Here is a 16,913-nt window from a genome sequence, read left to right as displayed (position 1 = left end):
AGGATAATATCTATATGAAGAATATACAAAAGCCTTGGATTAAAATCAAAGAGAATATTGATTTGGAAGATTATCATATGTTGAACCAGCTCCAAGAAAGATGCATCGGTGCAGATCAAACAGCCTTGAAGCTGGAGCTGGATTATAAGCTGAGTATAAGTACTACAGAGAGCAAAGGCTCGGGGATCAAATATGCAAATGAATTTATGTATTTTGACGGCGATAAGATCATCGGGTATATTGGACTTGCCAGCTTTGGCGGGGAAGGTGCGCCTATGGAGGCAAATGGCATGGTACACCCTGAGTATAGAAGTCAAGGTGTATTTAAGACCTTAAGTAATTTGGCAATGGAGGAATGGAAGCGAAGAAGTACAAAAAGTATGTTGTTACTATGCGATAGAGAATCAGAGGCAGGACAGAAATTGATTGCAGCCATGGGTCTACCACTGGAGCATTCAGAATATGAAATGTATTTAAAACAAGAGGATTCAGAGAAGCCTTACGTCAATACGTCGGGAATTACCTTTAGAAAGGCTACCAATGCAGACGCTTATGAGGTTGCTCGGCAGAATAATATTTATTTTAACGATGAATTTAAAGATTTCCAAAATGATGCTGAAAATAATTTGGCAATTTCAGCGGAAGGCGAAGAAGATCTGTTGAAAGAAGGGATGATACTGCCAGAGGAAGAAGAGAAAAAAGGAATGACCATCTATATTGCAGAAAAAGACCATCAAATAATCGGGAAGGCTCATATTGAATTGAGCTCTGATGTGGGGGGAATTTACGGGTTAGGCGTGCTGCCTGAGCATCGGGGCAAGGGCTTTGGGCGTGCAATACTGATGATGGCTGTAGAAAAATTAAAAGAAGCAAACGCTCGTGAGATTAAGCTCCAGGTAGTTACAGAGAATTCCAATGCATTGAATCTTTATAAATCCTGTGGTTTTGTAGAGACATCCATCATGGATTATTATGAGATTAAAAGATAATATACGACAGTAAAATCAAGGGGAGAATCGTATGGATAAAAGCATGTTCTATCATCTACAGGATGCAGAAATTTATTTTAAGCCGCTGAATATGGAGGATGCTGAAGCGATACATAGTTACACTTCCAATGAAAATGTTTCACGATTCATTGGATGGAAGCTAATGAAAACATTGGAGGATACACGGAGCCATATTGAAAATATGATAAAACGCGATACAGAAGGAACGCATTTACATGCATCTATTGTACTAAAATCAACGGATGCGATTATCGGTACCGCCATGATTTTTAGCTTTGATGAAAAAGCAAATCATGCAGAAATCGGTTACGTTTTGCATCAAGATTATTGGGGAAAAGGTTACGGCACTAGAACCATTGCTTTAATGAATGATTTTGCATTTAAAGCGCTCAATCTTCATAAGCTCCATGCACGAGTAATCAGTGCTAATATTGCGTCTGCTCGTATACTGGAGAAGAATGGATTCGAACGAGAAGGCAGACTAAAGGATTATTATGTCATAGACAATACATACTGTGATAGTTTACTATTCGGTAAATTTAAAGCTAGGTAGGTTTATTAAGTGCACTACTAGAGAAGAACATATTGATCAATTTATATTTTAAGTTATTGTTATTGGAACACTATAAAAAAGATATGTGTTCCTTTTGTACAGCGTAATGCTATTGGATAGGTTTTAATGATAAAGCACCTCTATATAAAATATAGAGGTGCTTTATCATTATTTTTGTGTTATTTGATAACTTTACTTATCTTTAATAATCTATTACTAATTACGGCGATAATCATACGTATCTCTATTTATGTTTAATGGAATGCCTTTAATTGAAACTGTTTCGGAATTAATCCAAAAATTATCAACCCAATAGTCATATGTAGTACCATCTTTATTTATATACTTTAAAGTATCACTTTCAACTTCTTGCCAAAATATAGTTTTTACTTGGCTTTGTTTATTCTCTGGCAGCTTGCGAATATTAGCCATTATATATGCTGTATTACTTTCTTTGTTTTCCTTATAAATGGTTATTGACAGTCTATATTTTTCATCAGGGGATTCTGTTATATGAGCAAGGAAGGAAAATTTGTAATTTGTTATGTCGATCTTATAGTAATTATTATATAGACTATAGCATGTAAATATAACAACAATTAATATTAGTACAATCAGTATTAGTTTCTTATGCATAGCACATTACTCCTTTCTAATATTAGCTAATATTAAATCTTTCTTACTGATAGTAAAGGATCTATGAACTTAATTATCTCGGTAGCAGTCTATTTATCATCTACTTAATAGCCATAAGAAACAGACCATGGTGTTGCTACAGTCTTAGGTATAGACTTATTTGAAAATACTTTGTTTTGTTGAACTATCATTCAAATGCATCTTTTTAGAGTGTTAGATGCTTAGTGTTATGATCGTTATTTACAGTATATTATTTATCTTGTTTTTCTGCAACTATCCTGTTGAGCAGGGTACTCTTACAGTGAGAGGAACATAATTGGTGTATTAGAGGTGATGATTATGATAGCTACAGGAATTGTTCGGTATATGAATGGAGTATATTAGTAGAAGTGACAATATATTATTATATAAACCTAGTTTGATATTAATAATCTGTGAACTATTAATATTTTTAAAAAGGATGTGCAATTGCACATCCTTTTTAACAGTATTTCTACTTAACCGGTATGTAAATATCAAATTCTCCATTTTGCATAAATCTTTCGTCATATAATTCCAGTTGAGGTCTATAATCCATTTCATATTCTGAAGCTGGAAGCCATTTGGAGAATATATTGCCATAGAACTCACCTAAATCCTTGATGTCTCCAGAATAAGTATATACTAAGTATCTTCCTTCTGGAACAGCCTTTGCTTCCATGTTTTCTGGGATATCTTCAAAGTGATCTACCTCTACGCAAGCGGTGTAGTGAAATCTACCTTGAGCATCCATATCACTATCACAGATACCATAATAAAACATGGATTTACTTTTGTTCTTTATATCTTTATATTGTTGGTTAAATGCCTCCCAAAGCCTAGGAATTTCTCCATTGGCATTGTCTCCAAAGTAAGATATCCCTACTGCTTTAAATCCTTGAATATTGAATAGTTTCCCTTCCATAACGATGAACCCCTTTCATTTATTTTGTATCATCATTATACCAATCCATCCTTGCCAATAGTATGTCAGGAATCTATTCTAGATTATATAAATTTAAGATTTTCTTGCATTTTTCTATGATGTATTTTTTAAGCTCTAGAGGTTCCAATATTTCCATTCGATCGCTTAGAGGAAAGATCACATTACAAGCAGTTTGAAAGCTGATCATGTCGATCTCATAAACCCAATCATTGTGAACTTTACTGGAAGATAGAACAAGAAAGCCTTGGAGTTTATCTTTTTTCTCTTCAAAAAATTTAATTTTGACAGGGTACATACTAGGCTTGGTTTTAGTGGAAGTATGTTTTATAAATTGTTGCTTACTGTCTTTCCAAAACTGTTCCAGACTGAAATTATCATCCATAAGGAAGCTTTCATCAAGAACTTCAATACTTTCAATCCGACTACATTTAAAAACTCGGATATCATTTTTTGTTTCACAATAAGCCGCTAGATACCACTCAGAATTTTTTACGATGGCACCATAAGGTCGTATAATTCTTTCAGATATTTCTCCAGCATATTTTCTGTAGTATACCTTTAATTTTTTTAAATCTAACACTGATTTTTTGATGAGATCTACATTTTTATTTGGGATTCTTTTTCCCCACCAAGGATCTGAGTCGATAAAAAATCTTTCCTTCGCCTTAATAATCTCTTCTTTATGTTCAACAGATATACTATTTTCAAGTTTAATAATGGCATTTCTAAGTTGTTGAGCCATTTCAGTATCCTCTTCAGGTCTGATCCCCATACTTGAAAGCAAAAGGTTGACAGCATCTCCACTCTCCAATACATTAGCATTAATTCGATAGTCTTCCATAAAGGCATATCCGCCATTGGGACCTGAAACCGAAAAAATAGGAATACCCGATTCGCATAATAAATCAATATCCCTATAGATTGTCCTTTCTGAGGTTTCAAGTATCCGAGCTAAATCTTTTGCTTTCATTGTTCCTCGTGAGTCAATTAACATAATAATTCCCAAAAGCCGATGTAACCTCATGTAGCTTTCCCCCTATCACTGGTCTATTGAATCTATGATGATCCCTATATTGTTTTAATTCTAAATGTAAAATACCAGTATTTCAAGAGAGCTACAACAATAATAAATCCTTTCATGTAGAAGCTATCCAGCCGGATTAATGGGAATAGGAGCATAAAATCAGACAGGGCCATGATTTGGGTCTTTCTCTTAATGGTCATAGCTCTGTGATTTACAAAATCCTCCGCATAATTTTTATAAAGCTTAGTGTTTTTGAACCAAATATTAAATTTATCGGAGCCTTTTACAAAGCAAACAGATGCTAAGATTAAAAAAGGGGTCGTTGGAAGCACAGGTAATACGACACCGATCATCCCAATACCTACACAAATAATTCCAACTGCAACAAATAGAAAACGATATAGCCTCATGAGATTCCTCCATCTATAGAATTTATAATTCTTTGGTAAAAATTTGTAATCATTATATTATTCCCTCTCATTATAAAATTATAATATACATGGTGTAAACACCATTCTATATAATCGAAATATATAGTTTTCCTAAGCTTATGTCCTTAAATACAAATCCTTCCATAATATAATGTGGAGATGAAGGGCTGTATTAGGAAAGGGAAAAACCCAATGTGGATTGTATAGGGTATTAGATGAGGGCAATCGTAGGTGAGGCAGTAATGACCTTAGATACCTTTGTCATGATTTTATAAACAGGGAAAGGGGCGTGGGAATATGATTCAATATAGAAACTGCTATGAACGTATGGATGCAGAAAAGATATTTGATGCTTTTCAAATTGGATTTTCGGATTACAGGATACAGCTTCAGCTTAGTCAGGAGGCGTTTATAAAGCGTTTCTTTGGTCCTGAGGGCAATCAGCTTGAAAATTCCTTCATCGCATTGGATGGGGAGGAACCCGTAGGTTTAATTTTAGGGGGAATTAAAAACTTTGATGGATTGAGGACCATTCGATGTGGTGCACTTTGTATCCATCCAGACTACAGAGGGAAGGGTATTAGCCAAGAGCTTTTTAAACTGCATAAGGCGCTGGCTGTAGCAAAGGGTTGTAAGCAAATGTTCCTAGAAGTTATCGTAGGAAATGACAGAGCAATTAAGTTCTACAAGAATCTAGGCTATCATAAGATTTATGATTTAAGCTATTTTAGCTGTAGTGATGTGCTGAAGCTCCAGACAGAAGTAGATTCTAGATTCAAGATTGATAAAATCGATTTTTATACCATACAGAATTTAGCAGAGGGTATGAAAGATATCCATATCAACTGGCAGAATGATTTTGATTATATGAGCAAGCTAGAGGGTTTGAACCATTATGGTGTTTATGAGGGTCAGCAATTAATGGGAGCTTTAAGTATCAATGCCAATGGAAAGATGATGTTCATCTATACGGACCCAAACTATAGAAATATGGGGATTGGGAAAACATTGGTTGGGAATGCAGTAAGAGATTTAGCCCTATCGAAGGTAAGTATCAGCTTCCCTAATAATGCTAGTATGGAAGGCTTTGTAAAGCATGCGGGCTTTCAAAGGGATACAATCGCTCAATATGAAATGTATTTAACTTTATAGGGAGCTTATAAATAAGTGATCATTGACAAGAGGGGGATGGTGGAATGACTCATATTAGAAAGCTAAAGGGTACTAAGGAGTTTACTGATTTCGTCCATATTGTGGCAGACGCTTATCCAGGGTTTAAAATAGATACGGAGGAGCTAAAGCAAAAACGGGTGGAGGCTTTTAGCAAAATACAAGAGGAAGACGCTGGCATTTCTTATTACGGTGTTTTTAGAGAAGAACAACTGGTGGGTGGCATGCGATATCATGATTTCACAATGAACCTTTTATCCAAGAAAACAAAGGCTGGTGGAATCGGTCTCGTAGCAGTGCATCCGCTGCACAAAAAGGAAAAGATAGCAAAGTCTATTGTCGCTGCATTTATGGACCATTATAGGAAAGCTGGGGCTTCTATGGCATTGCTGTATCCATTTAGACCAGATTTCTATAAGAAAATGGGCTTTGGCTTTGGCACCAGCATGAATCAGTATCGAATCAAACCGATGAATCTTCCGAGGGGTGGCTCTAAGGAGCATATAAGGTTTTTAAAAAGGGAGGACGCTCCGGAGCTATTGAATTGCTACCACCGCATGTATGAAAAAACAAATGGGCTCATAGAAAAAAATGAGAAGGATTTTGCCGCCATCTTCGATAACCCTCGGAATAAGGTGGTAGGATATGTAGAAGATAGTGAAGTGAAAGGGTATCTCCTATATGAATTTAAGAATAATGCAGGCAATGTTTTAAGCAACGACATGGTAGTAAATCAGATGATCTTTGAGCATAGAGAAGCCTTGATGGCTTTTATGACATACCTCAACAGCCAAAGTGATCAAATACGATATGTAGTATTTCATCTGCAGGACGAAGATTTTAGATTTATTTTAGAGGACCCTACCAATGACTCTAACCATCTATTTACACCTGTATATCACGAATGCAGCATCCAAGGAACTGGAATCATGTATCGGGTACTCAATATAAGTAAACTCTTTGAAGAGTTAAAAGACCACAACTTCAATCATGAAACCTGTCAATTAAAGATTAGGATTCAAGATAATCTAATAGAGGAAAACAACGGAAGTATTATTGTCGATTTTAAGGATGGTTTGGGACAGCTTAAAGAAACCGATGATTATGATGTAGAGATTCATATGGATATAGCAGATTTTTCATCGTTGATCACTTGTGCCGTATCCTTTCAAAGCTTGTATAAATATGGCAGGGCTTCTATTTCAAATGAAGCATATATCCATAAGGTCAACCGCATATTTTCATCTGAGGAGAAACCCATCTGCATGACGATGTTTTAAGAAATACAGCCACCTTTCTAGTTGGAGGAATCTAGGAAGGTGGCTTTTTTCCGTGCAATAAAAATAGCTTATGGTTCATAAGAAATTCCTCAAAATAAATGATAAAGATTACTGTAAAGATGCGTATAAAGTAATATAATAAAATAGAAATAAACGATTCTATCAATAAGAGAAGGAGTAGCCTAAATGAAGAAAAAATTAATCCTAGAGATTTCTGGAATGCATTGCGCCAGCTGTAGTAGAAGGATAAAGGAAGCCATAAGCAATATGGATGTGGCGGATTTGAATGTTTCCTACGAAGAAGGCCGGCTGTCCTGTGTTGCAGATGATGAAAAAAAGATAATAGAGGCGATTGAAAAGTTAGGGTATACAGCTAAGGCAGTGGACACCAATATCGTAAGGAAAAAATATAAAGGCATTGTTCCGGCTTTAATTATTATTGTTGCTTTTTTCTTTATTGCAAGGAATACAGTGGGCTTTAATCGCATTCCTCAGCTAAGTGAAGAAGCCAGTTATACCATATTATTTGTATTGGGTATAGCCACATCCCTACACTGTCTTTCCATGTGTGGTGGAATTGTAATTTCTCAAAGTGTGGCATTCAGCAACCCTATGAAAGCAAGCTTTTTGTATAACATAGGTAGAGTACTGGCATATACTGCTGTAGGTGCAATGGTGGGAGGAATCGGCTCAGTAATTAGCTTTTCTCCTAGAATAAAAGGCTCTATCACAATCTTTGCCGGTGTGTTTATGATACTGATGGCCCTAAGCATGATGGACTCTTTCGCTTTTTTAAGGCGTTATATAAAGCTTCCTAAAATCTTTAATGCAACAGGAATTCATAAGAAAAAAAATACCCCATTTTTTATAGGCTTGGCTACAGGTCTGATGCCCTGTGGTCCCTTACAGACAATGCAAATATATGCCCTTGGAACAGGAAGTGCATTAAGAGGAGCCTTCGCAATGTTTGTTTTTAGCCTAGGAACAGTACCCTTAATGATGGGATTAGGGGCTATCAGCGGGTATATCAGTAGTGGACTGAATAAAAGGCTATTAAAATTAAGCTCAGTTTTAGTTATGATTTTAGGCGTTGTAATGGTCAACAGAGGGCTGACCTTACAAGGAAACGCAACGATTACCAGCTTTATAGATTCAAAACAAACATCGTATAATGCAATGCTTCCAGAAATAATTAATGATTTTCAGATTATCAATACATCAGCCAATCGTCAGGGATACGATCCCAATGTTTTTATCATTGAAAAAGGGAAGCCTGTAAATTGGGTTATCTTAGGCGATGCTGTAGATAGCTGTAATAATGAAATTTTAATTCCAGAATTAAATATAAGTCAAAAAATTAAAGAGGGGCATAATATCATTAAATTTACGCCAGAAGCAGAAGGAGAATTACGGTTTAGCTGTTGGATGGGAATGCTGGGAGGTAAATTCATCGTTGTAGAAGATATCAACAATATACCAGCCAATATAAATACGGTGGCACCGAAGCCAGTCAAATGCTGTACAGATTAATCTAACATAAATAAGTGCCTAAGGAATGTCTTTCCTTAGGCATAAAATTTATATTGGAAGGAATAAATCCTAAGAAGCTATGGGTTTTTGGAAGTAGCGTTGTAGGATTTACCTTTAATTTCGGCAGTAATCCAGATGCATAAGGGAATTATTAGCTGGAAGGGTATTGAATAATAGGGCAAAAATCGTTCTATCCAATGAAACATTTCCATCGTACTTCCATAGATGATTATGGATAAGTTTATCATAAGAAGACAGATTGGGGTCGCTATGGATGTATAATTCTTTAAGTTAAATATTTGTGCAATGCCAAGGCTTGTTGCAAACAAAAAGACACTTAGTTTTGCAATACTAGATACGATTAATGTTACGGAGACGATGACCTCAATACGCTGAAGGAAATCTCCTATGTCGATTAAAGATACTGCAGAATAGGAGGGGAAGTAAAGGGTGCCTATACTGGATGCGCCTAAAACTAGAATATTTCTAATGGATATTGAAAATATAACCAACCCAGCAATGAGTATGCTCACAAAGTAGATTTTAAAGCTTTTCCTGTGATTTTGTAAGGAACTAAAAACTACTGTAAAAACGATTGTTTCTGCAAATGGGAATATAATAAGAGATACTGCTCCTTGAAAAACCGGTTTAAATCCATTATATAGGATTGGTCTTAGATTCATTAGATTTACTTTAGGTGCCGATAAAAAAATAATGATAATAAGTGTGAACAATACTACTGGTAAAACGAATTCAGTCCATCGTCCCAATCCTTCGATTCCACTTTTAATCATGTATATTACGACTAAGCCCATAAATATAGCAACAAAGGGTTGTGGTGTATCTGGGAAAGAGACAACTTGAATAAACTCTGTAATATTTCTAATCACTAAAGATCCTATGTGAAAGAAGTACCAAGTATATAGTATGGTGATAATTTTTCCTAGTATCCTGCCAAACAATATCTCCACAATTTCAAATAAGTTTTTACCATAAAGCAGTGTAGTAATTCTTGAATACATAAAACACAAAGGAATTGCCATTAAAATAGCAAAGGAAATTGAAATCCAAGCATCTTGTTGCGCCTTATTGGCGCCACCAGCAACTAAGGTAGTTCCTATTAAGAACAAAATCATTATGCTGATCCCCTGCCTAGTTGAAATCACTTCTTTATTCATAACTGCATTCACCCCAAGTAAAAGAAATTAATGATCCTCATTATAATTTTTTCTATTGCATCTGCAGGACTTGGAATCTTTATGCCAGCACTTATTAGAGCAAAAAATACATAAGAGCATAGGAACAGAATCGTATAGATCCAAAACAGCTTTTTATCACCATCGTTATAAAGAGGTATGATGTCAATCAGTATAAACAAAATATAAAGAATGGAATATATTACAAATACCATCATCCTTATTCACCTACTCGTATCGGTGTAGAATTAATTCCGCTTCCTATGATATCCAGTTCTACATGGACATCGACTGCTACTGTTTTAAAAAGCTCATCCCACTGGTATTTAATATTTTTCCATAAACTCGGATGGTATGCTTTGATGATTCTTCCAAAGCCCAAAATATCGGAACCAAAATCCTTCTGAATTTTATGGATTACATTCTGTACATCTTCTTTTAACTGTTGCTCTGCTGCTGCCTTAAGTTGAGATCTGCCTTCTCTATTAATATAATCTATGAGAAAATCATTCTCCCCGATAACAACTTCTGTGTGAATATCGATTTTCATAGTAAGTTTCTCATCAAGATAAACGGGCCTTATTTTTGTTGTATTATTAAGGATTTCTAATGTGACCTTATGATCCTGATGACTTTCCTCGGGAGATATCATGAGCACTCCGCCTTTTATTCTGTCTTTTGCAAAAAGAAAGAACTTCGTGTCGCTACCATCTAAAAAGCCAAGGAGTTTATCCTTTTGAAAAACAGCGATGCTATTAAGCTCTGACGTCTTTTTTTCATCATTTAGGGTAATACCGATGGATGGTAAATAGGGAGAAATACCTTCGCTAGAGATAGTGTCTATTAATTCGATCATATCCATTGCGCCAGACTTCGATAGATTGTTGTTACTTATAAGCATATAATCCATTTCAAAACCTCGTATATCGGTTGTAATACTTTGCTGCTCAAACAATTCCCATGCTGTTTTTTCTCTGGATACAAATAAGTTCAAAGTCAGTCTTGTTTGGTTGTCCCTAGATAAAAAATCTAATATGTGGATGAGATCTTCTTTTGCTACCTCTTGACTTAATACAACAGCCTTCGTATGGTTCCAGTACAGCTTTTTCGCTGAAATACGCAAAATATTTCTTATGGCATCGAAAAGCGTCTCTCCTTCCGCTTGGATTCTCCTAGCTTTTACATTTCCCTGCGTTAGGCTCCCTTGTATTTCCACTATTTCGGCAGTAATCATAAACTTATTACCCTCTCTACCTTTGTCAATTGCCACGCCAGAAACTATGGCTATTTTATCTATTTCTGTATAATTCCAACAACCAGAAAGTATCGTCATGGGTATGATGATACCAATAAATAATAAGAGACGTTTTTTCATAGTTTTCTGCCTCCAGTAGATTTTCGCTGAATATTCTTATAAGCTAAGACCTTTGGGCGATATTTCATATACCACCAAGGTGCTCTGATGGCAGTGTCCTTTAATTCCTGAAGGTGTATTGAGGTTACATTAGACATATACGGAATGCCGAAGGAACGGATCTTAAACAAGCTAATGAGCAATGTGGCAATGGCAAATATATACCCGTATAAACCTAAGGTGGCTGAAATAAGCAAAAATGCGAATCGTAATGTAATAGATGCCCCTTTAATTTGCGATATCATAAGTCCTGTTATGGCTGTTATTGAAACTATGATGACGATAGGCGCTCCTACAAATCTCGCCTCTACGGCAGCCTGACCTAAAACCAGGGCCCCTACAATGCTCAAAGACTCACCCATGGGGATGGGCATTCTTGTACCAGACTCACGTAATATTTCAAAAATAATCAATAGGGCTACTAATTCAATCACCGTTGGAAATGGTACACCCTGCCTAGCCGCGGATATGCTGAGGAGGAGGTTTGTTGGAATCAGCTCTTGGTGAAATGTGACTAAGGATAAGTATATGGCTGGTATGCTTATTGTAAAGATAAAGCTAAATACTCTGAGCAGCCTTCCGATCGATGAAAAATAAAAGCTTACATAATAGTCTTCACAGGACTGAAAGTATTCAATAAATAAAAAGGGAACTGTGAGTACCACTGGGCTACCATCAATAATAATGGCAATTCTACCCTCTAAAAGCTTAGCAGCAACAACATCCGGTCTTTCTGTGGTTCCCGTTGTATCAAATAGAGATAAGGGAGAATCCTTGATGAATTCTTGTATATAATTTACATCCAATACCCCATCCATGTGAAAGTCCTCCAGCCTTCGATACAATTCCTGAAGTATCTTTTTATTTACGATCCCATCAATATAGCAGATACAGGTTTTTGTATGACTTTGTTTTCCAAAAACTCTAAATTCAAGTTTAAGGTGATTGGTTTTTAACTTTCTCCTTACCATAGAAATATTGGTTAAGATATTTTCTGTAAATCCTTCTCTGGGTCCCCTTAAAGTCTTTTCTGAAACAGGCTCTTCTATAGACCTAGTTTCATATTGCTGTGTATCTATTATTAAAGCTGAATTTGCGTTTTCTAAGAAAAGAACCGTACTACCGCTAACAATTTCCTCAATGATTTTGTTAACATCGTCCGTTCTACTTACATTGCTTGCAGAGATGATTTCATATTGCAGCTGATCGAATAAATCAGCTTTATTCTTTACAACAGCGTTTGTTAAAATCGGTTTTATAATATCTTCATTAATGTGTCCATCATTGACCATTCCATCGATAAAAACGATACCGCATTTTAAACAAGTATTATTTTGATTTTGAAATAACCTGCTGACTAATGTAGCGTCATGATCAAAGATTTCTTTAATCATTTCGATATTCTTATCCGGTGATGGATGTAATTTGTAATCTTCTAATCTATACATAGTTAATGCACCCTATACAATTAATTATTATAACTAGTAGTTTCAACAAAAGTATGAGATAATATTCAAGATTTTAAAGACCCTATGGTGGGGTATAGTTTATAATAGTAAAAATAGAGCTTAAATGAATAAGCGTCCGATACAATCGCATAAGGAATGATGGAAGTGACTGTTCAGCAATAAATGGGGACTAGGTTGTAATCAAGAGATGTATGGGTAGTTATGAAGTTGTAAAGATGATCATATGATGAATTACTATAAGTTTTAGGAGGATGAAGATGAATTTAGAAAATGTTTCGCTGTCCATAGCTTTTGGTGCTGGATTCCTATCCTTTTTTTCACCATGCATACTGCCCTTAGTACCAGTCTACATAATGTACATCACTGGTATTAGTGTAGAGGAGGAAATCAACCAAAGTAAGCTATTGGCTTTTAAAAGAACCATGGGTTTTGTCCTAGGCTTCACAATTATTTTTATGATTATGGGAACATCTGCTGGTTTTCTGGGGAAAATATTTATAAGGAATAGAGAAATTTTCTCTAAGATCAGCGGTATTTTAATTATGATTTTTGGATTCAATATGATGGGGATTTTAAATTTAAATATTTTAAAGCTAGAAAAGAGATTGAAAGCGCCAAAAAAAATGACGAATTGGTTTAGCTCCATTCTAATGGGAATGGCTTTTGCTGCCGGATGGACGCCTTGCTTTGGACCGGTGCTAGCGTCCATACTGGTCTATGCAGGAAGCTCCGCTACGGTTTCAAAGGGCGTGTATCTTTTGTTAATATACTCCATTGGTATGGCAATTCCTTTTATACTGACATCCTTGTTCATCAATACATTCAATAGGTTCATTCAGAAAGCTGAAAGATTTATTCCATACATTCCGAAAATTAGCGGTTTTATCATGATAGTTTTTGGAGTTTTAGTGTTTTTTAATAAGATTGTTTATATTAGCCGATTTTTATTGTAGAGGAGAGAATAAACCATGAGAAAGAAGAATATTACTTTAATAGTATTGATATTAATTTTCATTACGGCGACCTATTATATGTTCTTTGTGAAGGATTCTAAAGAAGGCGGACAAAAAAACGATGTGGTAATGGAGAATAATTTCGAAGAAGAAAAATCAAAAGAGAAGAAAGAGACAGATTCTAAAGTCAAAGCCCCTATCGCTATCGGCAACGAAGTACCGAACTTTACACTGAAGAACTTAGACGGAAAGGAAATTTCACTGGAGGATTATCGAGGCAAAAAGGTTCTCATAAATTTCTGGGGAACATGGTGCGTATTCTGTGATATAGAAATGCCGGATATACAGAAGCTCGATAAAGAAAATGAGGATATCGTCGTATTAGCAGTTAATGTGATGGAAGGTAAGGAAACTGTAAAAAAGTACATTACAGATGGTGGATACGAATTTGAAGTAGCTTTAGATGAAAAGGGAATCGTTGCTAGGACTTATTTAGTCAGCGGATATCCGACTTCCTACTTTGTAGATGAAGAAGGGATCTTGGTCCAGATGGTGCCAGGAATGATGACCTATGATCAAATGAACAAAGTTGTAGAGCATATGGGCAATAAATAATGGAATTAAATATTCAAAGCAATGTCAGTAGTTTCATCTGATAAACTATTGACAAGTATATTTGAATATGATATTCTTTATCAGTAGATAAACGATTATCATTTAAAATATAAAGCAAGGTGAGTAATTATGTTATTATCAAAGGTAGAGATTGGTTCTACATTTAATATTAGAAGTGTTGAGGGAACAGATAAGCTAAAGAAGTTTCTATTTAGTTTAGGGTGTTTTGAAGGTGAAGAGATCACGCTCATATCTAAACTTGCCGGCAACTATATCGTTAATATTAAAGACAGTAGATATGCTCTTGACGAAAAAATGGCACAATCCATCGTGTTAGAAGCATAAGGTAAAGCTGATATTGTATGTTCATGAAAGGTTAAATATGCTATTTCATATAGCATATTATATTTAGCCTTTCATTGATAATGATTATCAATTTCTTGCAATTTATAAGGGGGATGTATTATGAGAATAGCATTGGCGGGTAATCCGAATTCGGGAAAAACAACACTCTATAATGCGATTACAGGAAAAACTGAATCCGTAGGAAACTGGGCTGGAGTTACGGTAGCAAAAAAAGAAGCAGAGCTGAAGAAAAAATATAATAAGAGAGAAATGGACATTACCATCGTAGACCTACCTGGTACATACTCGATTTCTCCTTTCACTGGAGAAGAGGCCATTACTAGGGATTTTATATTAGACGAAAATCCAGATGTGATTATCAATATTGTTGATGGAGCCAATGTAAGTCGAAGCTTATTTTTTACAACACAGCTTTTAGAGCTAGGCATTCCAGTAGTGATTGCACTGAACAAAAGCGATATTGTATCTAAAAGAGGAGATCTTGTAGATGGGGATGCTTTAAGCAAGGCGTTAAATTGCAAGGTGATTCCTACCACTGCTACCTCGGAAGAAGGATTATTAAATCTGATAAACGAGACGATCCAGATAGGGCTTGAAAAGAAACCACAGATCGAACCGAGCTTCCCAGGGAAAGATTCAAAGGACTCAGATACAGCAAGACAAAAATTTGTAGATAAAATTGTTGAAAGCTGCCAGGTTAAAAAGAGAGATGCTACGAAGGTTTCTCTTTCAGATAAAATCGATCGAATCGTTGCACACAAGTGGCTGGGCATACCCATATTTTTCTTAATCATGTGGGCTGTCTTTTCCTTCTCCATAGGGGGATTGGGCGGATATTTATCGGATTACTTCAACGAGACACTGTTTGGAGAAATCGTTCCAGCAGCAGCCAATAGCTTCCTAGAGGGCTTAGGCGTTAGTCCTCTATTACAAGGTCTAATTGTAGACGGAGCAATTGCTGGGGTCGGTGCAGTCATCGGATTCCTTCCTTTAGTTATGGTATTGTTTTTCTGTCTGTCTTTACTTGAAGATTGTGGATATATGGCAAGAGTAGCCGTTCTAATGGATCGCTTCTTTAAGAAAATTGGATTATCTGGGAAATCCATCATACCTATGATTGTAGGCTCAGGCTGTGCAGTTCCAGGGGTTATGGCAACTAGAACCATTGAAGATATCAATGAGAAAAGAATGACCACCATTCTAACACCGTTTGTACCTTGTGGAGCGAAACTTCCAATTATAGCACTGTTCACAGCCGTATTTTTCCCAGACAAGGTTTGGGTTGGACCGAGTATGTATGTGATTGCCATTACAATGATTGTCATCGGTGGATTTTTATTAAAGAGAATCTTTGTATGGGAGGATACTTACTCCGTATTTATTATGGAACTACCAGAATATAAAATGCCAAGTTTAAAATATGCTTTCTCACAAATGATCGATAAAGCAAAGGGCTTTGTTTATAAAGCTTCAACAATTATTCTTGTTTGTAATACACTAGTGTGGTTCACACAGGCTTATAGCTGGGGACTTCAACCAGTGGAGGATCAGAGCTTGAGTATCCTTGCTTCCATTGGATCTTTAATTGCACCGATTTTAATCCCCCTTGGATTTATTGGCTGGCAGCTGGCAGCAGCATCCATCACAGGGTTTATTGCAAAAGAAAACGTTGTTGCTACATTTGCCGTACTTTTAGCAGTGGCTTCAGAAGAAGCTTTACACCTGCCTGGCGGTGCTTTGGTGCAGTTCTTTACACCAGTAACAGCATTTGCCTACCTTGTATTTAACTTATTTACGCCTCCTTGCTTTGCAGCAATTGGCGCTATGAACTCAGAATTGGGGTCTAAGAAATGGCTATTCAGAGCTTTGGCATTCCAGTTCGGTGTTGGTTATACCCTTGCAATGCTTGTGACACAAGTTGGTTCACTGCTCGTATATGGAAAGCCGGCAGTAGGCTTTATCCCTGCCATCATAGTAGCGGCACTCATCGTGGCTTTTCTTGTAATCACTATTAGAAAGTCAGATTCTAAACGTGTAGAGTTAGGAGTTGATGCGTAATGTCCGGAAATTTAATCGTGGGCTTGATATTTGCTGCCATCGTAGCATTTGCAGCTAAAAAGGTAATCAGCGATGCAAAGAACAAAAAATGTAGCTGTGGAAGTAGTTGCTCTGACAAAAGCAAGTGCGGAAAAGCATAGGATATTAAAAAGAGAGCAGAAAGAAACTGTATTTAGACCGTAATCCATCGTCTAAATACAGTTTTTTTATGTAATCTATTTCTTGTGGTGCTATGGAGACTTAA

At 36.1% G+C, this 16,913-nt stretch carries 17 protein-coding genes; 10 read left to right on the top strand and 7 right to left on the bottom strand.

Annotation, left to right across the window (positions count from 1 at the left end; genetic code table 11):
• The first annotated feature begins 14 nt into the window (after positions 1-14).
• Together CLOS_RS14370 and CLOS_RS14365 are read left to right on the top strand one after the other, a co-directional pair.
• Positions 15-989 carry a GNAT family N-acetyltransferase gene (locus CLOS_RS14370; protein ID WP_012160567.1) on the top strand — a complete coding sequence of 325 codons (975 nt, stop codon included), beginning with the start codon at positions 15-17 and terminating at the stop codon, positions 987-989.
• 31 nt (positions 990-1,020) lie between these two features.
• Positions 1,021-1,563: a GNAT family N-acetyltransferase gene (locus tag CLOS_RS14365; protein WP_012160566.1), complete on the top strand. Its 543-nt coding sequence runs from the start codon at positions 1,021-1,023 to the stop codon at positions 1,561-1,563.
• Between the two features lie 216 nt (positions 1,564-1,779).
• Here CLOS_RS14365 and CLOS_RS14360 read toward each other — a convergent pair whose 3' ends face one another.
• The 4 genes from CLOS_RS14360 to CLOS_RS14345 form a co-directional block, all read right to left on the bottom strand.
• Complete coding sequence (locus CLOS_RS14360) at positions 1,780-2,199, bottom strand: DUF5412 family protein (protein WP_012160565.1); 420 nt, start codon at positions 2,197-2,199, stop codon at positions 1,780-1,782.
• Between the two features lie 493 nt (positions 2,200-2,692).
• A complete protein-coding gene (locus CLOS_RS14355) occupies positions 2,693-3,142 on the bottom strand; it encodes a GyrI-like domain-containing protein (protein ID WP_012160564.1) in 450 nt (149 codons plus the stop codon).
• A gap of 73 nt (positions 3,143-3,215) precedes the next feature.
• Positions 3,216-4,187 (bottom strand): helix-turn-helix transcriptional regulator, encoded by a 972-nt coding sequence (locus CLOS_RS14350; protein ID WP_012160563.1) that lies wholly within the window; start codon positions 4,185-4,187, stop codon positions 3,216-3,218.
• 44 nt (positions 4,188-4,231) lie between these two features.
• Positions 4,232-4,597, bottom strand: coding sequence for a YbaN family protein (locus tag CLOS_RS14345; RefSeq protein WP_012160562.1), 366 nt, complete (start codon positions 4,595-4,597; stop codon positions 4,232-4,234).
• A 318-nt stretch (positions 4,598-4,915) separates the two neighbouring features.
• On the opposite strand from CLOS_RS14345, the gene CLOS_RS14340 reads away from it, so the two are divergent.
• The 3 genes from CLOS_RS14340 (at position 4,916) to CLOS_RS14330 (ending at position 8,598) form a co-directional block, all read left to right on the top strand.
• Positions 4,916-5,770, top strand: a complete 855-nt coding sequence (locus CLOS_RS14340; RefSeq protein WP_012160561.1) for a GNAT family N-acetyltransferase — start codon at positions 4,916-4,918, stop codon at positions 5,768-5,770.
• A 44-nt stretch (positions 5,771-5,814) separates the two neighbouring features.
• The gene (locus CLOS_RS14335; protein WP_012160560.1) at positions 5,815-7,068 is read left to right on the top strand and encodes a GNAT family N-acetyltransferase; all 1,254 of its coding nucleotides are present in this window, start codon (positions 5,815-5,817) and stop codon (positions 7,066-7,068) included.
• 186 nt (positions 7,069-7,254) lie between these two features.
• Entirely contained in the window at positions 7,255-8,598 is a 1,344-nt protein-coding gene (locus CLOS_RS14330) for an urease accessory protein UreH domain-containing protein (protein ID WP_012160559.1), read from the top strand.
• A 77-nt stretch (positions 8,599-8,675) separates the two neighbouring features.
• Here CLOS_RS14330 and CLOS_RS14325 read toward each other — a convergent pair whose 3' ends face one another.
• From CLOS_RS14325 to CLOS_RS14310, 3 genes are all read right to left on the bottom strand, one after another.
• On the bottom strand, positions 8,676-9,776 hold the full coding sequence (locus CLOS_RS14325) for a GerAB/ArcD/ProY family transporter (protein ID WP_012160558.1): 1,101 nt from the start codon (positions 9,774-9,776) through the stop codon (positions 8,676-8,678).
• A gap of 238 nt (positions 9,777-10,014) precedes the next feature.
• Positions 10,015-11,169 (bottom strand): Ger(x)C family spore germination protein, encoded by a 1,155-nt coding sequence (locus CLOS_RS14315; protein WP_012160557.1) that lies wholly within the window; start codon positions 11,167-11,169, stop codon positions 10,015-10,017.
• Complete coding sequence (locus tag CLOS_RS14310; RefSeq protein WP_012160556.1) at positions 11,166-12,656, bottom strand: spore germination protein; 1,491 nt, start codon at positions 12,654-12,656, stop codon at positions 11,166-11,168. The genes CLOS_RS14315 and CLOS_RS14310 overlap by 4 nt, the downstream gene beginning before the upstream one ends.
• A gap of 278 nt (positions 12,657-12,934) precedes the next feature.
• Here CLOS_RS14310 and CLOS_RS14305 point away from each other — a divergent pair, with 278 nt between their 5' ends.
• The 5 genes from CLOS_RS14305 (at position 12,935) to CLOS_RS15710 (ending at position 16,809) form a co-directional block, all read left to right on the top strand.
• Positions 12,935-13,630, top strand: coding sequence for a cytochrome c biogenesis CcdA family protein (locus tag CLOS_RS14305; RefSeq protein ID WP_012160555.1), 696 nt, complete (start codon positions 12,935-12,937; stop codon positions 13,628-13,630).
• A gap of 15 nt (positions 13,631-13,645) precedes the next feature.
• The gene (locus tag CLOS_RS14300; protein ID WP_012160554.1) at positions 13,646-14,245 is read left to right on the top strand and encodes a TlpA family protein disulfide reductase; all 600 of its coding nucleotides are present in this window, start codon (positions 13,646-13,648) and stop codon (positions 14,243-14,245) included.
• A 129-nt stretch (positions 14,246-14,374) separates the two neighbouring features.
• Positions 14,375-14,590 (top strand): FeoA family protein, encoded by a 216-nt coding sequence (locus tag CLOS_RS14295; protein ID WP_012160553.1) that lies wholly within the window; start codon positions 14,375-14,377, stop codon positions 14,588-14,590.
• A 120-nt stretch (positions 14,591-14,710) separates the two neighbouring features.
• Positions 14,711-16,669, top strand: a complete 1,959-nt coding sequence (gene feoB / locus CLOS_RS14290; protein ID WP_012160552.1) for a ferrous iron transporter B — start codon at positions 14,711-14,713, stop codon at positions 16,667-16,669.
• On the top strand, positions 16,669-16,809 hold the full coding sequence (locus CLOS_RS15710) for a FeoB-associated Cys-rich membrane protein (RefSeq protein ID WP_083757183.1): 141 nt from the start codon (positions 16,669-16,671) through the stop codon (positions 16,807-16,809). Before feoB ends, CLOS_RS15710 begins: the two co-directional genes overlap by 1 nt.
• The last annotated feature ends 104 nt before the right edge of the window (positions 16,810-16,913 follow it).

This window comes from Alkaliphilus oremlandii OhILAs (assembly GCF_000018325.1).
Taxonomy (GTDB): Bacteria; Bacillota; Clostridia; order Peptostreptococcales; family Natronincolaceae; genus Alkaliphilus_B; species Alkaliphilus_B oremlandii.
Note: the sequence above shows the minus strand (reverse complement) of the source record. Positions and strands in the feature narration are given on the sequence as shown.